The 15,984-nt window shown below is 72.7% G+C and carries 11 protein-coding genes, 1 tRNA gene and 1 pseudogene; 11 read left to right on the plus strand and 2 right to left on the minus strand.

Annotated features, from left to right (window positions below):
- Positions 1 to 120 precede the first annotated feature (120 nt).
- The 7 genes from KLP28_08730 to KLP28_08760 all read left to right on the plus strand — a co-directional run bounded on the left by KLP28_08730 (position 121) and on the right by KLP28_08760 (position 10,100).
- Positions 121 to 1,620 (plus strand): NAD-dependent succinate-semialdehyde dehydrogenase, encoded by a 1,500-nt coding sequence (locus KLP28_08730; GenBank protein ID QWC83734.1) that lies wholly within the window; start codon positions 121 to 123, stop codon positions 1,618 to 1,620.
- Positions 1,620 to 3,143: a methyltransferase gene (locus tag KLP28_08735; protein QWC83735.1), complete on the plus strand. Its 1,524-nt coding sequence runs from the start codon at positions 1,620 to 1,622 to the stop codon at positions 3,141 to 3,143. Before KLP28_08730 ends, KLP28_08735 begins: the two co-directional genes overlap by 1 nt.
- A gap of 30 nt (positions 3,144 to 3,173) precedes the next feature.
- Entirely contained in the window at positions 3,174 to 3,731 is a 558-nt protein-coding gene (locus KLP28_08740; protein QWC83736.1) for a DUF421 domain-containing protein, read from the plus strand.
- 90 nt (positions 3,732 to 3,821) lie between these two features.
- Entirely contained in the window at positions 3,822 to 6,584 is a 2,763-nt protein-coding gene (gene topA, locus KLP28_08745) for a type I DNA topoisomerase (GenBank protein QWC83737.1), read from the plus strand.
- A gap of 4 nt (positions 6,585 to 6,588) precedes the next feature.
- Positions 6,589 to 7,245, plus strand: a complete 657-nt coding sequence (tmk, locus tag KLP28_08750) for a dTMP kinase (GenBank protein ID QWC83738.1) — start codon at positions 6,589 to 6,591, stop codon at positions 7,243 to 7,245.
- Positions 7,242 to 8,402: a DNA polymerase III subunit delta' gene (locus KLP28_08755; protein ID QWC83739.1), complete on the plus strand. Its 1,161-nt coding sequence runs from the start codon at positions 7,242 to 7,244 to the stop codon at positions 8,400 to 8,402. Before tmk ends, KLP28_08755 begins: the two co-directional genes overlap by 4 nt.
- Positions 8,403 to 8,522: 120 nt before the next feature.
- The gene (locus tag KLP28_08760) at positions 8,523 to 10,100 is read left to right on the plus strand and encodes an alpha/beta hydrolase (GenBank protein QWC86891.1); all 1,578 of its coding nucleotides are present in this window, start codon (positions 8,523 to 8,525) and stop codon (positions 10,098 to 10,100) included.
- A 41-nt stretch (positions 10,101 to 10,141) separates the two neighbouring features.
- Here KLP28_08760 and KLP28_08765 read toward each other — a convergent pair whose 3' ends face one another.
- The gene (locus KLP28_08765) at positions 10,142 to 10,777 is read right to left on the minus strand and encodes an HAD family phosphatase (GenBank protein ID QWC83740.1); all 636 of its coding nucleotides are present in this window, start codon (positions 10,775 to 10,777) and stop codon (positions 10,142 to 10,144) included.
- A gap of 117 nt (positions 10,778 to 10,894) precedes the next feature.
- On the opposite strand from KLP28_08765, the gene KLP28_08770 reads away from it, so the two are divergent.
- The 4 genes from KLP28_08770 to KLP28_08785 all read left to right on the plus strand — a co-directional run bounded on the left by KLP28_08770 (position 10,895) and on the right by KLP28_08785 (position 15,222).
- Positions 10,895 to 10,967 (plus strand) — tRNA-Thr (locus KLP28_08770).
- Between the two features lie 294 nt (positions 10,968 to 11,261).
- Positions 11,262 to 11,942: an NADPH-dependent F420 reductase gene (gene npdG / locus KLP28_08775; GenBank protein QWC83741.1), complete on the plus strand. Its 681-nt coding sequence runs from the start codon at positions 11,262 to 11,264 to the stop codon at positions 11,940 to 11,942.
- A 60-nt stretch (positions 11,943 to 12,002) separates the two neighbouring features.
- Positions 12,003 to 14,576, plus strand: coding sequence for a bifunctional FO biosynthesis protein CofGH (locus KLP28_08780; protein ID QWC83742.1), 2,574 nt, complete (start codon positions 12,003 to 12,005; stop codon positions 14,574 to 14,576).
- Positions 14,560 to 15,222 (plus strand): NTP transferase domain-containing protein, encoded by a 663-nt coding sequence (locus tag KLP28_08785; GenBank protein ID QWC83743.1) that lies wholly within the window; start codon positions 14,560 to 14,562, stop codon positions 15,220 to 15,222. Before KLP28_08780 ends, KLP28_08785 begins: the two co-directional genes overlap by 17 nt.
- Here KLP28_08785 and KLP28_08790 read toward each other — a convergent pair.
- Positions 15,218 to 15,901, minus strand: a pseudogene (locus KLP28_08790) (MerR family transcriptional regulator). The gene KLP28_08785 and the pseudogene KLP28_08790 sit on opposite strands and share 5 nt — an antisense overlap.
- Between the last annotated feature and the right edge of the window lie 83 nt (positions 15,902 to 15,984).

Here is a 15,984-nt window from a genome sequence, read left to right on the forward strand (position 1 = left end):
GCCGTCGCCTGCCACGCGAGCGCGGGCACGAGCCCTGCGTACGCCGCCAGGGCCGGTGGGTAGAGGCTGGGACGACCGGACCCGGCGACTCGCCGGGCCCTCCCCGGCGAGAGGAACACCGTGAGCAGCCAGGACCACCCAGGAGCCCACCCAGCGGCCCGTGACGACCGCGAGCGTGCGCTGCTCGCCGAGGTGCCGACCGACCTCCTGATCGGGGGCACCTGGCGCGGGGCCGACGGCGGCGGCACCTTCGACGTGCTCGACCCCGCGACCGGTGGTGTGCTCGCCTCGGTCGCCGACGCCACCGCGGACGACGGGCGCGCCGCCCTCGACGCCGCCGTCGCCGCGCAGGCCGACTGGGCCGCCACCCCGCCCCGGGAGCGCGGGGAGATCCTCCGCCGGGCGTACGAGGAGATCCAGCGCCGCAAGGACGACTTCGCCCTGCTGATGACCCTGGAGATGGGCAAGTCGCTGACCGAGTCGGCCGGCGAGGTCGACTACGGCTCCGGTTTCTTCCAGTGGTTCGCCGAGGAAGCCGTCCGCGTCGCGGGGCGCTACAGCGTCGACCCCTCGGGCGCCACGCGCCTGCTGACGATGAAGCAGCCGGTCGGGCCGACCCTGATGATCACGCCCTGGAACTTCCCGCTGGCGATGGGGACCCGCAAGATCGGTCCCGCGGTCGCCGCCGGCTGCACGATGGTCGTCAAGCCCGCCGGGCAGACCCCGCTGACGATGCTGCTGCTGGCGAAGGTGCTGGCCGAGTGCGGCCTGCCCGACGGCGTGCTGAACGTCGTGACGACGTCCTCGACCGGGGAGGTGATGGAGCCGATCATCACCGACCCGCGGCTGCGCAAGCTGACCTTCACCGGCTCCACCCCGGTCGGCAAGATGCTCGTCGAGCAGTCGGCGACCCAGCTGCTGCGCACCTCGATGGAGCTCGGTGGCAACGCGCCGTTCCTGGTCTTCCCCGACGCCGACCTCGACGCCGCGGTCGACGGGGCGATGCTCGCGAAGATGCGCAACATCGGAGAGGCGTGCACCTCGGCCAACCGGTTCCTCGTGCACGACGACGTCGCCGAGGAGTTCACCCGCAAGCTGGTGGACCGGATGAGCGCGCTGCAGGTCGGACGCGGCACCGAGGACGGGGTCGACGTCGGCCCGCTCATCGACGACGACCAGCGCGACAAGGTGGCCGAGCTCGTCGCCGACGCCGTCGACCGCGGCGCCGTCGTCGCCTGCGGTGGTCACCGCGTGGAGGGCGAGGGCCACTTCTTCGAGCCGACGGTGCTCACCGACGTGCCCCACGAGGCCCGCCTACGCACCGAGGAGATCTTCGGTCCGGTCGCCCCGGTCTACACGTTCACCGACGAGGCCGAGGCGCTGGAGAAGGCCAACGACACCGAGTTCGGGCTGGTCGCCTACGCCTACACCACCGACGCCTCGCGGATGATCCGCGTCGCGGAGGGGCTGGCGTACGGGATGGTCGGCATCAACCAGGGCTCGGTCTCGAACCCGGCCGCGCCGTTCGGCGGGGTCAAGCACTCCGGCTTCGGGCGCGAGGGCGGGTTCGAGGGCATCGAGGAGTACCTGGAGACCAAGTACGTCGGGATCAAGCTCTGATGCACCGGCCTCTCACCGACTCCTCGCGTGCTCTCGCCGCCGAGCTCGGGGAGGCCCTCCGGGCTGCCGGCTACACCCACGACGGGGTGCGTACGCTCCTCGGCCCGATGGCGTCCGCCGCGCTCGAGCGCGACGAGACGACGCCGGGCCTAAGGGTGACGAGGGGCCGAAGTCCCCTGGAGACGCTCGTACGCCTGTGGCCCCTGCAGTCGCCCGTGCCGTTGAGCGAGGTGGAGGCAGCGCTCCCCGGGATGGTCGACCGGCTCTGCGTCGAGGGCATCCTCGCCACCTCGGTGGGTGAGGTCGTCGCGCGCGTGGACGTCTCCCCGTACGCCGAGACCGGGGCCGACGGCCGTGAGCACGGCTGGCTGCTCGTCTCGGACCTGACGCCCGGGATGGACGGGTCGCCCAACCGGATGCGCGCGGACTACGTGCTCGGGGTCTCCGCGGCCTCGATCAGCCTCGCGCAGATCACCACCCGTGACCGGGTCGCCTCCGCCCTCGACGTCGGCACCGGGTCGGGTCTGCAGGCCCTGCACGCCTCCACCCACGCCGACCACGTGGTCGCGACCGACGTGAACACCAGGGCGTTGTGGCTCACCGACTTCACGGCCGCGATGAACGGGGTGGAGTCGATCGAGGTGCGCGAGGGCAGCTGGTTCGGTCCGGTCGCCGGCGAGCGCTTCGACCTGGTCGTCTCGAACCCGCCGTTCGTCATCAGCCCGGCGACCGGGGAGCAGCTGGTCTATCGCGACTCCGGGCTGCCCGGGGACCGGGCGGTGGAGCAGATGGTGCGCACCGCGCCGCGGCACCTGACCGTCGGCGGCCGCTGTCACCTGCTGGCCGACTGGGTCGTGCAGCGCGGGGTGCCGTGGGAGGAGCGGCTCGGCGCGATGGTCGAGGCGTCGGGGTGCCACGCGCTGGTGGTGCAGCGTGAGCTGATGGACCCGGCGGCGTACGTCGAGCTGTGGCTGAAGGACTCCGGCCACCACGGCGGGGAGGACTACGTGCAGCGGTACGACACCTGGCTCTCGTGGTTCGAGGACCAGGGCGTCGAGGCGATCGGCTTCGGCTGGATCAACCTGCAGCGCGTCGACGACGCGCCCGGGGCGCCGTCCCCGCAGGTGCGCCTCGAGGAGTGGCCGCACGCGGTGGAGCAGCCGGTGGCGCCGGCGTACGCCGCCTGGATCGATGCCGTGACCGGCCTGGCGGGGATGAGCGACGAGGACCTCCTCGCCGCCCGCCCCGTACGCCGCCCCGACGTGGTGCAGGAGACCCACGGCGCCCCGGGCGCCGCGGACCCGGAGACGATCGTGCTGCGTCAGCAGGTGCTGCTGCGCCGGGCGCGCACCGCCGACACGGTGGTCGCCGCGCTCGTCGGCGCCTGCGACGGCGAGCTGAGCGTCGGGCAGATCCTCGACGCGCTGGCGAGCCTCACCGAGACCGATCCCCTCGCACTGCGCGCGGCGCACCTGCCGCAGGTGCGCGACCTGGTGACCGAGGACTACCTGCGGCTGGTCTGATCGAGCGGGGTCGAGGTCCAGACTGATGGCATGACTGATGGCATGGGCTGGCTCACGGACTCCTGGTCGCAGCTCGGCGAGACCATCGCCCGCTCGGCGCTGATCTTCCTCGCCGCGGTCGTGCTGCTGCGGATGGCGCGACGTCGCACGGTGGCGCAGTGGACGGTGGTCGACGTCGTCACGGCCGTCTCGATCGGGTCGGTGGTGGGGCGTACGGCCACGGCCGACTCCGAGTCCGTGCTGACCGGGCTCGTGGCGCTGGTGACCCTGGTGGCGCTGCACGCCCTGGTCATCGAGGCGCGGCGGTTGCCCGGCGTGCGGCGGGTGACCGACCACCGCGTCCGCGTGCTGGTGGCCGAGGAGCAGGTGCGGCACCGCGAGCTGCGCCGCTGCGGCCTGACGCCGGCGGACCTGGAGGAGAGGCTGCGCCTGCAGGGGGTCCGCGACCTCGGTGAGGTCCGCTACGTGCTCTTCGAGCGACAGGGAGGGCTCACGGTGGTCGGCCGGGACGACACCGCGCAGGCGCCGTTGGTGGCCTCGGCGCTGGACGACGCAGCAGGGTGGAGTCCACAGCCGCGGACCCGGTAGGACGGTCTCGACGGTGCTGCGCGTTACCGTGGCGGCGCAGTCCACCCGTGACACTGGTGGCACCAGACCTCAGCAGGAGCACATTTCTCCGTGGCAACCACCACCGACGGCACCAAGCTCGTCATCGTCGAGTCGCCGGCCAAGGCCCGCACGATCGCGGGGTACCTGGGCGACGGCTACGTCGTCGAGTCCTCGATCGGGCACATCCGCGACCTCCCCAGCACCGCCGCGGACGTGCCGGCGAAGATCGCCGACAAGCCCTGGAAGCGGCTCGCGATCGACGTCGACAACGGCTTCGAGCCCTACTACGTAGTCAGCCGCGACAAGAAGCCGCACATCACCAAGCTGAAGAAGCTGGTGAAGGAGGCCTCCGAGCTCTACCTCGCCACCGACGAGGACCGCGAGGGCGAGGCCATCGCGTGGCACCTGCTCGACGAGCTGAAGCCGAAGATACCCGTCCGCCGCATGGTCTTCCACGAGATCACCCCGGCGGCGATCCAGGCCGCCGTCGACAACCCCCGCGACATCGACATGGACCTCGTCGAGGCGCAGGAGGCGCGGCGCATCCTCGACCGTCTCTACGGCTACGAGGTCTCCCCGGTGCTGTGGAAGAAGGTCATGTCCGGCCTGTCCGCCGGCCGGGTGCAGTCCGTCGCTACCCGCCTGGTGGTCAACCGCGAGCGCGAGCGCATGGCGTTCGTGCCGGCGTCGTACTGGGACGCCACCGCCACCTTCGACGCGGGCGTCGAGGCGGACCCGCGCACGTTCCCGGCGCGGCTGGTCTCGCTGGAGGAGAAGCGGGTCGCCGCCGGCCGCGACTTCGGGGCCGACGGCCGGCTCGTGGCCTCCGCCGCCTCCGGCGCCAAGGCCGTCGCGCACCTCGACGAGGCCGCCGCGCGGTCGCTGGTGAGCAGCCTCGAGGGCGCCGCGTTCACGGTGCGCTCGGTGGAGTCCAAGCCGTACCGCCGCTCGCCGTACGCGCCCTTCCGCACCACCACGATGCAGCAGGAGGCCTCGCGCAAGCTCGGCATGAGCAGCTCGGTGGCGATGTCGGTCGCGCAGCGCCTGTACGAGAACGGCTTCATCACCTACATGCGTACGGACTCCACGACGCTCTCCGGCACGGCCGTGAACGCCGCTCGTGAGCAGGTCCGTCAGCTCTACGGGGAGGACTACCTGCCGGACGCGCCGCGCACGTACGCCTCGAAGGTCAAGAACGCCCAGGAGGCCCACGAGGCGATCCGACCGGCCGGCGACCACTTCCGCACGCCGGCGCAGACCGGGCTGACCGGCGAGCAGTTCCGGCTGTACGAGCTGATCTGGATGCGCACCGTCGCCTCGCAGATGAAGGACGCGACGGGGCAGTCGGTCTCGATCCGCCTCGGCACGACGGTCGGGGAGGGTGCGGCAGCACGCGACGTCGTCTTCGGCGCCTCGGGTCGCGTCATCACCTTCGCCGGGTTCCTCAAGGCCTACGTCGAGGGATCCGACGACCCCGACGCCGCCAAGGACGACGCGTCCACCCGGCTGCCGCAGCTCGCCGAGGGCGACACCGTCGAGGCGAGCGACCTGCTCGCCGACGGCCACGAGACCAAGCCCCCGGCCCGCTACACCGAGGCCACGCTGATCCGCGAGCTCGAGGAGCGCGAGATCGGACGGCCCTCGACGTACGCCTCGATCATCAAGACCATCCTCGACCGCGGCTACGTCTACAAGAAGGGCACCGCGCTGGTGCCTGCGTGGCTCGCCTTCAGCGTCACCCGGCTGCTGGAGGACCACTTCGAGCGGCTGGTGTCCTACGAGTTCACCGCCGCGCTCGAGGACGTGCTCGACGAGATCGCCGCCGGCCGCAAGGACCGCAACACCGAGCTGGCGGAGTTCTACTTCGGCTCCGAGCAGCTCGAGGGCCTCAAGACGCTGGTGACCGAGCTGGGCGACATCGACGCCCGCGAGATGGCGACGTTCCCCGTCGGCTCGCCGGACTCCGGCATCCACCTGCGCGTGGGTCGCTACGGCCCCTACGTCGAGGGTCCCGGCGACGACGGCACCGCGTACGCCAAGCGCGCCAACGTGCCCGACGACCTGCCGCCCGACGAGCTGACCACCGAGAAGGCCGTCGAGCTGCTGGCCAACCCCGCAGGCGAGGAGACCGTGCTGGGCGAGCACCCCGAGACGGGACTGGAGGTCGTGGCCAAGAACGGCCGCTACGGTCCGTACGTCACCGAGAAGCTGCCCGAGGACGCGCCGAAGAAGTCCAAGCCGCGCACGGGCTCGCTGTTCAAGACGATGTCGCTGGACACCATCACGCTCGAGGACGCGGTCAGGCTGCTCTCGCTGCCACGGGTGGTGGGCGTCGACCCCGAGTCCGGTGACGAGATCACCGCGCAGAACGGCCGCTACGGGCCCTACCTGAAGAAGGGCACGGACTCGCGCACGATCGGCAGCGAGGAGCAGCTGCTCACGATCGACCTCGACGAGGCCTTGGCGATCTACGCCCAGCCCAAGCAGCGGGGTCGCGGTGCGGCCACGCCGCCGCTGAAGGAGCTCGGCAACGACCCGGTCTCGGGCAACCCGGTCATCGTGAAGGCGGGTCGCTTCGGGGAGTACGTCACCGACGGGGAGTACAACGCCACGCTCCGCAAGGACGACTCCGTCGAGGCGATCACGCTCGAGCGTGCCGCCGACCTGCTCGCCGAGCGTCGGGCGAAGGGCCCGGCGAAGAAGTCGAAGAAGACGACCAAGACCGCCGCGAAGAAGACCGCCGCGAAGAAGACCACCAAGAAGACGGCGAAGAAGTCCACCGCGAAGTCGACGACCAAGACGGCGACGAAGAAGACGACGAAGAAGGCCTGATCCGGTGCCGGGTCGCTACGCCGAGACCGGCGTCTTCATCGCCCTCGAGGGCGGGGAGGGCACCGGCAAGTCGACCCAGTCCCGGGCCCTCGCCGAGGCGCTCGCGGCCCGGGGCCACGAGGTGGTGCTGACCCGCGAGCCGGGCGACACCCCCGTCGGCGCGCAGGTGCGCTCGCTCCTGCTCGACACCGCCACGGGCGAGATGTCGCCGCGCACCGAGGCGCTGCTCTACGCCGCCGACAAAGCCGAGCACGTCGACACGCTCGTGCTGCCCGCGCTGGAGCGGGGGGCGGTGGTGGTCACCGACCGGTACGTCGACTCGACGCTGGCCTACCAGGGCGCGGGACGGGTGCTGGACGTCGCCGAGGTGGAGTCCGTCGCACGGTGGGCGACCCGCGACCTGCGCCCCCACCTCACCGTGCTGCTCGACCTGGACCCGGCGGCCGCCTTCGCGCGCTTCGAGGGACGCGACCGCATCGAGTCGGCCGGCGCTCGGTTCCACGAGCGCGTCCGCGAGGGCTTCCGGCGGCTCGCGGCGCAGGACCCCGACCGCTACCTCGTGCTCGATGCCGCAGCCGACCCGGCGCAGATCACCGCGCGGGTGCTGGCGCGTCTGGAGCCGCTGCTCGCCGGGGCCGTACGCCACGGGGTGTCCTCGTGAGCGTCTGGGACCGCCTGGTCGGTCAGGACCGCGCGGTGGAGACGCTGGCGCGAGCCGTCGGCCAGCCGCGCGTGGGCCACGCCTGGCTCTTCACGGGCCCGCCCGGGTCGGGTCGCTCCAACGCCGCCGTCGCCTTCGCCGCCGCGCTGCACTGCCCCCGCAACGGGTGCGGGAAGTGCAAGGACTGCCGCACCACGCTGGCCGGTTCGCACGCCGACGTGACGGTGCTGCGCACCGAACGGCTCTCGCTGGGTGTCGACGAGGTGCGCGACCTCGTACGCCACGCCGCGTTGGCACCGGTCGGGGGCGGCTACCAGGTCATGGTCGTCGAGGACGCCGACCGGCTCACCGAGCAGGCCGCGAACGCCCTGCTGAAGGCGGTCGAGGAGCCGAGCGCCCGCACCGTGTGGCTGCTGTGCGCCCCCACGGTCGAGGACGTGCTGCCGACGATCCGGTCCCGGACGCGCCTGGTCACGCTGACGACGCCGACCGCGGCGGCGGTCGCCGACTTCCTGGCCCGCGAGGCGCAGGTGAGCCCGGAGGTCGCGGCGTACGCCGCCCGGGCCTCCCAGGGCCACGTCGGCCGGGCACGGGCGCTGGCGACCCAGGAGCAGGTGCGTCGCCGCCGCGAGGACGTCGTACGGCTGCCGCCGAAGCTGGAGAAGCTCGCGGATGCGATGAACGCCGCCACCAACCTGGTCGAGGCGACCAAGGAGGAGGCCGAGGAGCTGACGGCCGCGCTGGACGCCCGGGAGAAGTCCGACCTCGACCTCGCGCACGGGCTGGTCGCCCGGGGTCGGCGCTCGAGCACCTACAACCGCGACCTCTCGGAGATCGAGAAGAACCAGAAGACCCGCGCGAAGCGTCGGGTGCTCGACGTCGTCGACCGCTGCCTGATGGACCTGGTCTCCTACTACCGCGACGTCGTCGCGGTGGCCGTGCACGCCGGGGGCGACCTGGTCAACGAGGAGCACCGTGCCGAGGTGGAGACGCTCGCGCGGCGCATCGGTGCCGAGGGCGCGCTGCGTCGCATCGAGGCGATCTTCACCGCGCGGGAGCAGATGCTCGAGTTCAACGTGCAGCCGCAGCTGGCGCTGGAGTCGATGATGACGGTGCTGATGCTGCCGCCGAGGTCCGGAGTCGCCGCGGCGCGCTGAGCAGTGCGTACGCAGCGCGTGCCTCCGGCCGTGCCGTGTCGAGCCGGGTGCCGGATCGTGACCTGACGGCGTGCTGTGTCGGAGGATGTGCGCGGGGCCGCTCCGTACGCTGGGCGCATGATGCGGCGTGCCCTGTCCTGGCGGTCCGGACGGCGCCGCACCCGCTTGCTGGCGCTCCCGCTCGCGGCCGCGAGCGTGACCCTCGCGGCCTGCTCGGCGGGGCCGGGCGACGGTTCCGCGGCGAGCCCGACGCCGGTGCCGCTGGAGGAGCCCGCCTCGGACGTCGCGCCGACCGAGCCGCCCGAGCCCGACCTCAGCGCGTTCTACGAGCAGCGGCTGCAGTGGCGCGCGTGCGGCAACGGTGCTCAGTGCTCGACGCTGACGGTGCCGCTGGACTACGAGGCGCCGCAGGAGCAGACCATCGACATCGCGGTGATCCGCCGCCGCGCCACCGGTGACGGCATGCGGCTCGGGTCGCTGGTGACGAACCCGGGCGGGCCGGGTGCGTCGGGTGTGCAGTTCGTGGCGCAGTCGCCGGAGTTCCTGGGACAGTCCCTGCGGGCGGCGTACGACGTGGTGGGCTTCGACCCCCGTGGGGTCGGCCGGTCCGAGCCGATCGACTGCCTGGCCGACGACGAGCTGGACGCGTTCGTCGCCTCCGACCCCACGCCGGAGACCGAGGCCGAGCGGCAGACCTCGGAGCGTCTGCTCACCGCCTTCGGCGAGGGGTGCGTCGAGCGCAGCGGTGAGCTCACCGGCGAGATCGGCACCGAGGAGGCGGCGCGCGACATGGACGTGCTGCGGGCCGCACTCGGGGACTCCACGCTGTCCTACCTGGGACTGTCCTACGGCACCTTCCTCGGGGCGACGTACGCCGGGCTGTTCCCCGACCGGGTCGGTCGGATGGTGCTCGACGGCGCGATCGACCCGGCCGTGTCGAACCTGGACCTCAACCTCACGCAGGCCCAGGGCTTCGAGACCGCGACCCAGGCGTACCTGCAGGGCTGCGTCGACACCGGCGACTGTCCGCTCGGTGACGACGTCGACGCCGCCGGGCAGGCGCTGCGTGACCTGCTCGACGGCATCGACGAGCAAGCGCTGCCCACGGCCTCGCCGCGCCGCCTGGAGATCGGCAACGCCGTCTACGGCGTGTGGGCGGCGCTCTACAACGAGGCGTCCTGGCCGGCCCTGGATGCAGCGCTCGCTCAGGCGCTGCAGGGTGACGGCACGACGTTGCTGCAGCTCAGCGACGCGTACGTGCAGCGGTCACCGAACGGCTACGTCTCCAACGCCACCGAGGCGCTGGTGGCGATCAACTGCCTCGACCACTCCGGCGGCATCGAGACCGAGGAGGCGGCGCAGCTGGTGCCGCGCTTCGAGGAGATCTCACCGACGTGGGGCGAGGTCTTCGCGTACGGGCTCGTGGGCTGCCGTGAGTGGCCGGTCGACTCCGGGCGGGAGCCGGCACCCATCACGGCCGAGGGCGCCGCGCCGATCCTGGTGGTGGGCACGACGCGGGACCCCGCCACGCCGCTGAAGTGGGCCCGGGCGCTCGCCGAGCAGCTGGACTCCGGGGTGCTGCTCGAGCGCGACGGTGACGGGCACCTGGCCTACTCCCAGGGCAACGCGTGCGTCGACGAGACCGTCGAGGCGTTCCTGGTCAGCGGTGAGGTGCCCGAGGAGACCGTGCGCTGCTGATGGGTGGTCGAGGTGCGAGCCCCTGGGCGAGCCGCGAGACCCTAGCCGGCGAGCAGCCCGCGCTCGACGAGCTGTGCGCGGAGTCGCTCGGCGTCGGTGAACAGCAGCGCATCCATGCCCATCGCCTCGGCCACCTCGACGTTGACCTGCTTGTCGTCGACGAAGACCAGTGACGTCAGCGGGTGACCCGCCCGGTCGGCGAGACGGTGGTAGATCGCCGGGTCCGGCTTGGCGACCCCCTCGTGACCGGAGACGACGACGTCACGGAACCGGCTGAGCACCTCGAAGCGCTCGGGGGCGTGCTCGTACAGCTCGGCCGACCAGTTCGTCAGACCCCACATCGGGACGCCGGCGTCATCCAGCTCACGCACGATGTCGGGGGTGCCGGGCACCTCGCCGAGCAGCGAGGCGGGGAAGTGGTCGACGTACGCCTTCGCGTGCTCGAGCCAGTGCTCGTAGGTCTCCTCGACGTACGCCAGCGCCTTCTTCCACGTCTGTCCCGAGTCGGGGCCGTGGTTCCACGCCGCGAAGTCGAAGTCGTCGGCGGAGAGGAAGCTGGCCGCCTCGGCCTCGCCGACCCCCTCGGTGATCGCGGCGAGCGGGTCCCAGTCGATGACGACGTTGCCGAGGTCGAAGACGACGCCGACGAGCTCGCGCTGCTGCTCCGTGGACTGCATGGCTCGAGCCTCCCCCGCTGGGGCGCCGGCCGCACCCGCCAGACGCGGTCGACCTGGTTGGCTCCCGCCCCGACCCCCTCGGTATGCTGCACCGCGGTGCTCGCCCAGGCGGGTCCCGCCGCCTTAGCTCAGTCGGCAGAGCGTCTCACTCGTAATGAGAAGGTCGTCGGTTCGATTCCGACAGGCGGCTCTCCCGCCCCAGGTCACGGCACTGTGCGCCGGCCTGGGGCGACGTGTCTTCGCACGATCTCGCGCTCTTGTGCCCCGCTCGGTCCGTCGTCGACCACACCTTCTCGGCGACCGCGTCGGTGGAGTGACAGGCGTGCACGACTCTGCTCAGCGCGCCTTGCTCGCACGGCACCACTCGACGGAGCTGCCGCCCGACGTGCTCGTTCCGGTCGTGGCGGTGATCACCGCGACGACGTGAGGGGGAGGCCCCGAGGCATCTCGGGTGCCCCGATCACGGTGGTGATGGACTGACCCCATGACCTCGCAGACCTCGCACCACATCGCCGTCGTCGGCGGCACCGGCCCCCAGGGCAGGGGGCTGGCCTACCGCTTCGCGCGAGCTGGCCACACCGTGTCCATCGGCTCGCGGCAGGCGGCACGCGCCGAGCGCACCGCCGCGCAGGTGACCGAGCGGCTGACCGCCGGGCCGGGGGCGGGACAGGTGACGGGGACGAGCAACGAGGACGCGTGCGCCGACGCCGATCTCGTCGTGCTCGCGGTCCCGTACGAGGGCCACGACGACCTCGTCGCGAGCCTGCCGCTCGCCGGCCGCATCGTCATCTCCTGCGTGAACCCGCTCGCCTTCGACGAGCGAGGGGCGTACGGCCTGCTCGTCGACGGCGGCGGGGGATCGGCGGCTGAGTCCGCCCAGAGGCTCCAGCCCGGAGCGGCCGTCGTCGGTGCCTTCCACCACGTCGCCGCGGCGAGTCTGTGGTCGGACGCCGAGTACCTCGACGAGGAGGACGTGCTGGTCGTCGGTGACGACGCAGGCGCCAAGCAGGCGGGCATGGCACTCGCCGCCACGGTCACCGGACGTCCCGGCATCGATGCGGGAGCCCTGCGGCTCGCTCGACAGCTCGAGCCGCTCACCGCCGTGCTGATCTCCATCAACTCCGGGTACGGGACGCATTCCGGCATCCGCATCCACGGCATCTGACGCCGCCTGACGGCGTCTGACCGGCCCGACAGACCACGCGAGCAGCGAGAGAGGTCGCGCATGACCACGTCCCCGCAGCAGCCGGCGGTCACCGACCGCCAGGTGCGTCGCGCCCTCGTACGCGCCGAACGCGGAGCCGCCCTCGACGTCGGCGAGGCCACCGCGCTGCTCGCCGCGACGGGACCGGATCTCGACCGGCTCACCGCAGCCGCCGCACGCGTCCGCGACGCCGGGCTGGTCGCCGCGGGACGCCCCGGGGTCATCACCTACTCCCCGAAGGTCTTCATCCCGGTCACGCGGCTGTGCCGCGACCGCTGCCACTACTGCACGTTCGTCGAGACCCCCGGGCAGGCGGCGCGCGAGGGCCGAGCGCCGTTCCTGACCCCCGAGGAGATCGTCGCCATCGCCTCAGCCGGCGCGGAGGCGGGCTGCCTGGAGGCGCTGATGACGCTCGGGGACCGCCCCGAGGACCGGTGGCCCGAGGCGCGAGCGTGGCTCGACGAGCAGGGGTACGACTCGACGCTCGCGTACGTGCGCGCCATGGCGGTGCTGGTGCTCGAGGAGACCGGGCTGCTGCCCCATCTCAACCCCGGCGTCATGACCTGGGAGGAGCTTAACCGCCTCAAGCCGGTCGCGCCGTCGATGGGGATGATGCTCGAGACCACGTCACGGCGCCTGTTCGAGCACCGGGGTGAGGTGCACTTCGGGTCACCGGACAAGGACCCCGCCGTACGCCTCCGCGTGCTCGAGGACGCCGGGCGTCTCTCGATCCCCTTCACCACCGGCCTGCTCGTCGGCATCGGCGAGACCCTCACCGAACGGGCCGAGACGATCTTCGCGCTGCGCGCGACGAGCACGGCGTACGGGGCCGTGCAGGAGGTCATCGTCCAGAACTTCCGCGCCAAGCCCGACACCGCGATGCGTCACGTCGATGACCTGGGGCTCGCGGAGTACCGCGCCGCGATCGCCGTCACCAGGCTCGTCCTCGGCCCGCGGATGAGGGTCCAGGCGCCGCCGAACCTCGTCGACCTCGACGAGTGCCGCCTCCTCCTGGACGCCGGCGTCGACGACTGGGGCGGCGTCTCACCGGTCACGCCCGACCACGTGAATCCCGAGCGCCCCTGGCCCCACCTCGATGCCCTCCGTACGGTCACCGCGACCGCCGGCCTCGACCTGGCGCCGCGGCTGACCGTCCACCCCTCCTACGTACGCGAGGGCGAGCCGTGGCTCGACCCGCGCGTCTCCGCCCACGTCGCGGCGCTCGCCGCGCCCGACGGCCTGGCACGTCGGGACGCGCGACCGGTCGGGCTGCCGTGGCAGGAGCCCGACGGTGGCTTCGTCGCAGCCGGTCGCACCGACCTGCACGCCGCCGTGGACGTCGAGGGACGCACCGAGGACCGTCGCTCGGACTTCTCCCGCGTCTACGGCGACTGGGAGTCCGTCGCCGACGCCGCCGCCGTCACCGGGGTCCCCGCGCGGCTGCACGCCGAGGGCCGCGAGGCGCTCGCCGCTGCGGAGGCGGCCGTGGGCGGGTCCGCACCGGACCCGCTGCGGCTCTCCGAGGAGCACACCCTGACCCTCATGACAGCCGAGGGCCCGCTGCTGGACCAGGTCTGCCGGCTGGCCGACGACCTGCGCCGCGAGACGGTCGGCGAGGACGTCACCTACGTGGTGAACAGGAACATCAACTTCACCAACGTCTGCTACGTCGGCTGCCGGTTCTGCGCGTTCGCGCAGCGCCGCAGCGACGCCGACGCCTTCTCGCTGTCGCTCGCGCAGGTCGCCGACCGCGCCGAGGAGGCGTGGGACCTCGGGGCGACCGAGGTCTGCATGCAGGGAGGCATCGACCCCGAGCTGCCCGCGACCGCGTACGCCGACCTCGTCGCCGCCGTGCGCCAGCGCGTGCCGGGCATGCACGTGCACGCCTTCTCGCCGATGGAGGTCGTCAACGGAGCCTCCCGCACCGGGCAGTCGATCGAGGACTTCCTGGTCGGCCTGCGCGAGGCCGGCATCGGCTCACTGCCCGGCACCGCCGCGGAGATCCTCGACGACGAGGTCCGCTGGGTGCTCACCAAGGGCAAGCTGCCCACGCGGACGTGGGTCGAGGTCGTCACCACCGCGCACCGGCTCGGCATCCCGACGACCTCGACGATGATGTACGGCCACGTCGACCACCCACGCCACTGGGTGGGCCACCTGCGTCTGATCGCGCAGCTCCAGGACCGGGCGCGCGAGCACGCGGGCCGCGGTGGGGCGGGCTTCACCGAGTTCGTGCCGCTTCCCTTCGTGCACACCTCGGCCCCGATCTACCTGGCCGGCGTCGCCCGCCCCGGCCCCGGCATGCGCGACAACCTCGCGGTGCACGCCATGGCGCGGATCCTGCTGCACGGGCGCATCGACAACATCCAGACCTCCTGGGTCAAGCTCGGTGTCGACGGCACGCGCGCGATGCTCCGGGCGGGTGCCAACGACCTCGGCGGCACCCTGATGGAGGAGACGATCTCGCGCATGGCCGGCTCCCAGCACGGGTCGGCGAAGACCGTCGCCGAGCTGCGCGCGATGGGCGACGGCATCGGTCGACCCGTGCGGGAGCGCACCACCACCTACGAAGAGCCTCTTGCCCGGGTCTCCTGAGCGCCCGGTCGGTGAGCGGCCGCTGTCGCTGGTGATGACGGCGAAGCCGCTGGCGCACGCCAAGAGCCGGCTCGGCGTCGACGAGGCCGGACGGGCCCGGTGGGCGCGCGACATGCTGGCCCACGTCGTCGACACGGCCCTCGGCGCCGCGTCCGTCGGCGGCGTCGTCGTGGTCACCGCGGACCCCGACCTGGCCGATCTCGTCGCGCATCGCACGGGCGTGACGGTCCTCCGCACCGCGACCGACCCCGGGCTCCGCCCCAGCCTGGCCACCGGTCGCGACGTGGCACGGCGGCGTACGCCCGGTGCACCCGTGGGCCTGCTCGTCACGGACCTGCCGCTGCTCCGGGCCGAGGACCTCGACGCCGTCGCGGTCCAGCTGCCCGCAGCGCCCGCGGCGGCCGCCGGGCTCTTCGTCGCCGACCACCTCGGCACGGGCACCACCATGCTGCTGCACCGCGCGGGCGCGGCGTCCCCGATCCTCTTCGGCGACGACTCCGCCGCCGCCCACGCACGCGCCGGCTACGTGCCCGCGACGGGCGAGCTGACCGGTCTGCGTCAGGACCTCGACGACGCCGAGGACCTGCGCACCGTCGAGTCCGGCCGGGTCCGCGCGGACGGCTCGGGGATCTCGAGGGACGGCTGAGCCGGAAGACCGGCCAGCCGATCTCCGTACGCCACCGGCCGACGTCGTCGGTGTCGCGCGGCCCGATGAGGTAGGTCTCTCGCACGGGACCTGCCACAGTCAGGGCGTTGTCGGCGATCCAGGCACCCACCTGGCCGTAGGTCACCTCGATGTCGTCGTGCTCACCGACGTGCGAGGCCACGGCCAACTCCACCGCGGGCAGGTCGACGGCTCCGACCCTCCCCCGTGCAGGAGGGTGGGAGCACGGGCGGTGGACGACGGCGTGACCCCGGCCCACCTCGAACAGCCTGTTGTCGTAGAGACCGCCCGGCGGCCCGGGCAGGTCCCCGTCGAGCGCGAGCGTCGCGTCGAGCTCGGCCATCGCGCCGGCGTACCAGCCCACGAGCTCCTCGCGGGTCAGGTCGGCCTCGACGGCAGCCACTCTCGTGGCGGGCACGGAGCGGAGCTCGACGGTGACGGGTGCGGTCTGGGGGGCCAGGATGCGTCGGACGTCGGGCAGCGGCACGTCGAGCTCGCGGAGCCGTTGGATCACCTGCGCCGTCGGGATCTGCTCGGCCCGGTAGTACCGGTAGCCGGAGGAGCGGTCCACGAGGTCCGGGACGAGCAGCCCGGCCTCGTGGTGGCGGCGGAGCGTACGCACGCTCAGGTGCGTCACCCGCGAGAACTCCCCGATGCTCATCCGCCCTGACACGGGCCGAGTCTGCACCCTCCCGCGGGGGGAGAGTCCAGCGCTTGACCCTCCGACCGACGGATGCCGCACCC

The sequence above is a fragment of the Nocardioidaceae bacterium genome (assembly GCA_018672315.1).
In the GTDB taxonomy this organism is placed as follows: Bacteria; Actinomycetota; Actinomycetes; order Propionibacteriales; family Nocardioidaceae; genus TYQ2.

Bases quoted from the DNA above. Each gene is read 5' to 3' on its own strand.
- KLP28_08735 (QWC83735.1), top strand. From the start codon at position 1,620: ATGCACCGGCCTCTCACCGACTCCTCGCGTGCTCTCGCCGCCGAGCTC.
- KLP28_08740 (QWC83736.1), top strand. From the start codon at position 3,174: ATGACTGATGGCATGGGCTGGCTCACGGACTCCTGGTCGCAGCTCGGC.
- KLP28_08760 (QWC86891.1), top strand. From the start codon at position 8,523: ATGCGGCGTGCCCTGTCCTGGCGGTCCGGACGGCGCCGCACCCGCTTG.
- KLP28_08765 (QWC83740.1), bottom strand. From the start codon at position 10,777: ATGCAGTCCACGGAGCAGCAGCGCGAGCTCGTCGGCGTCGTCTTCGAC.
- npdG (QWC83741.1), top strand. From the start codon at position 11,262: ATGACCTCGCAGACCTCGCACCACATCGCCGTCGTCGGCGGCACCGGC.
- KLP28_08780 (QWC83742.1), top strand. From the start codon at position 12,003: ATGACCACGTCCCCGCAGCAGCCGGCGGTCACCGACCGCCAGGTGCGT.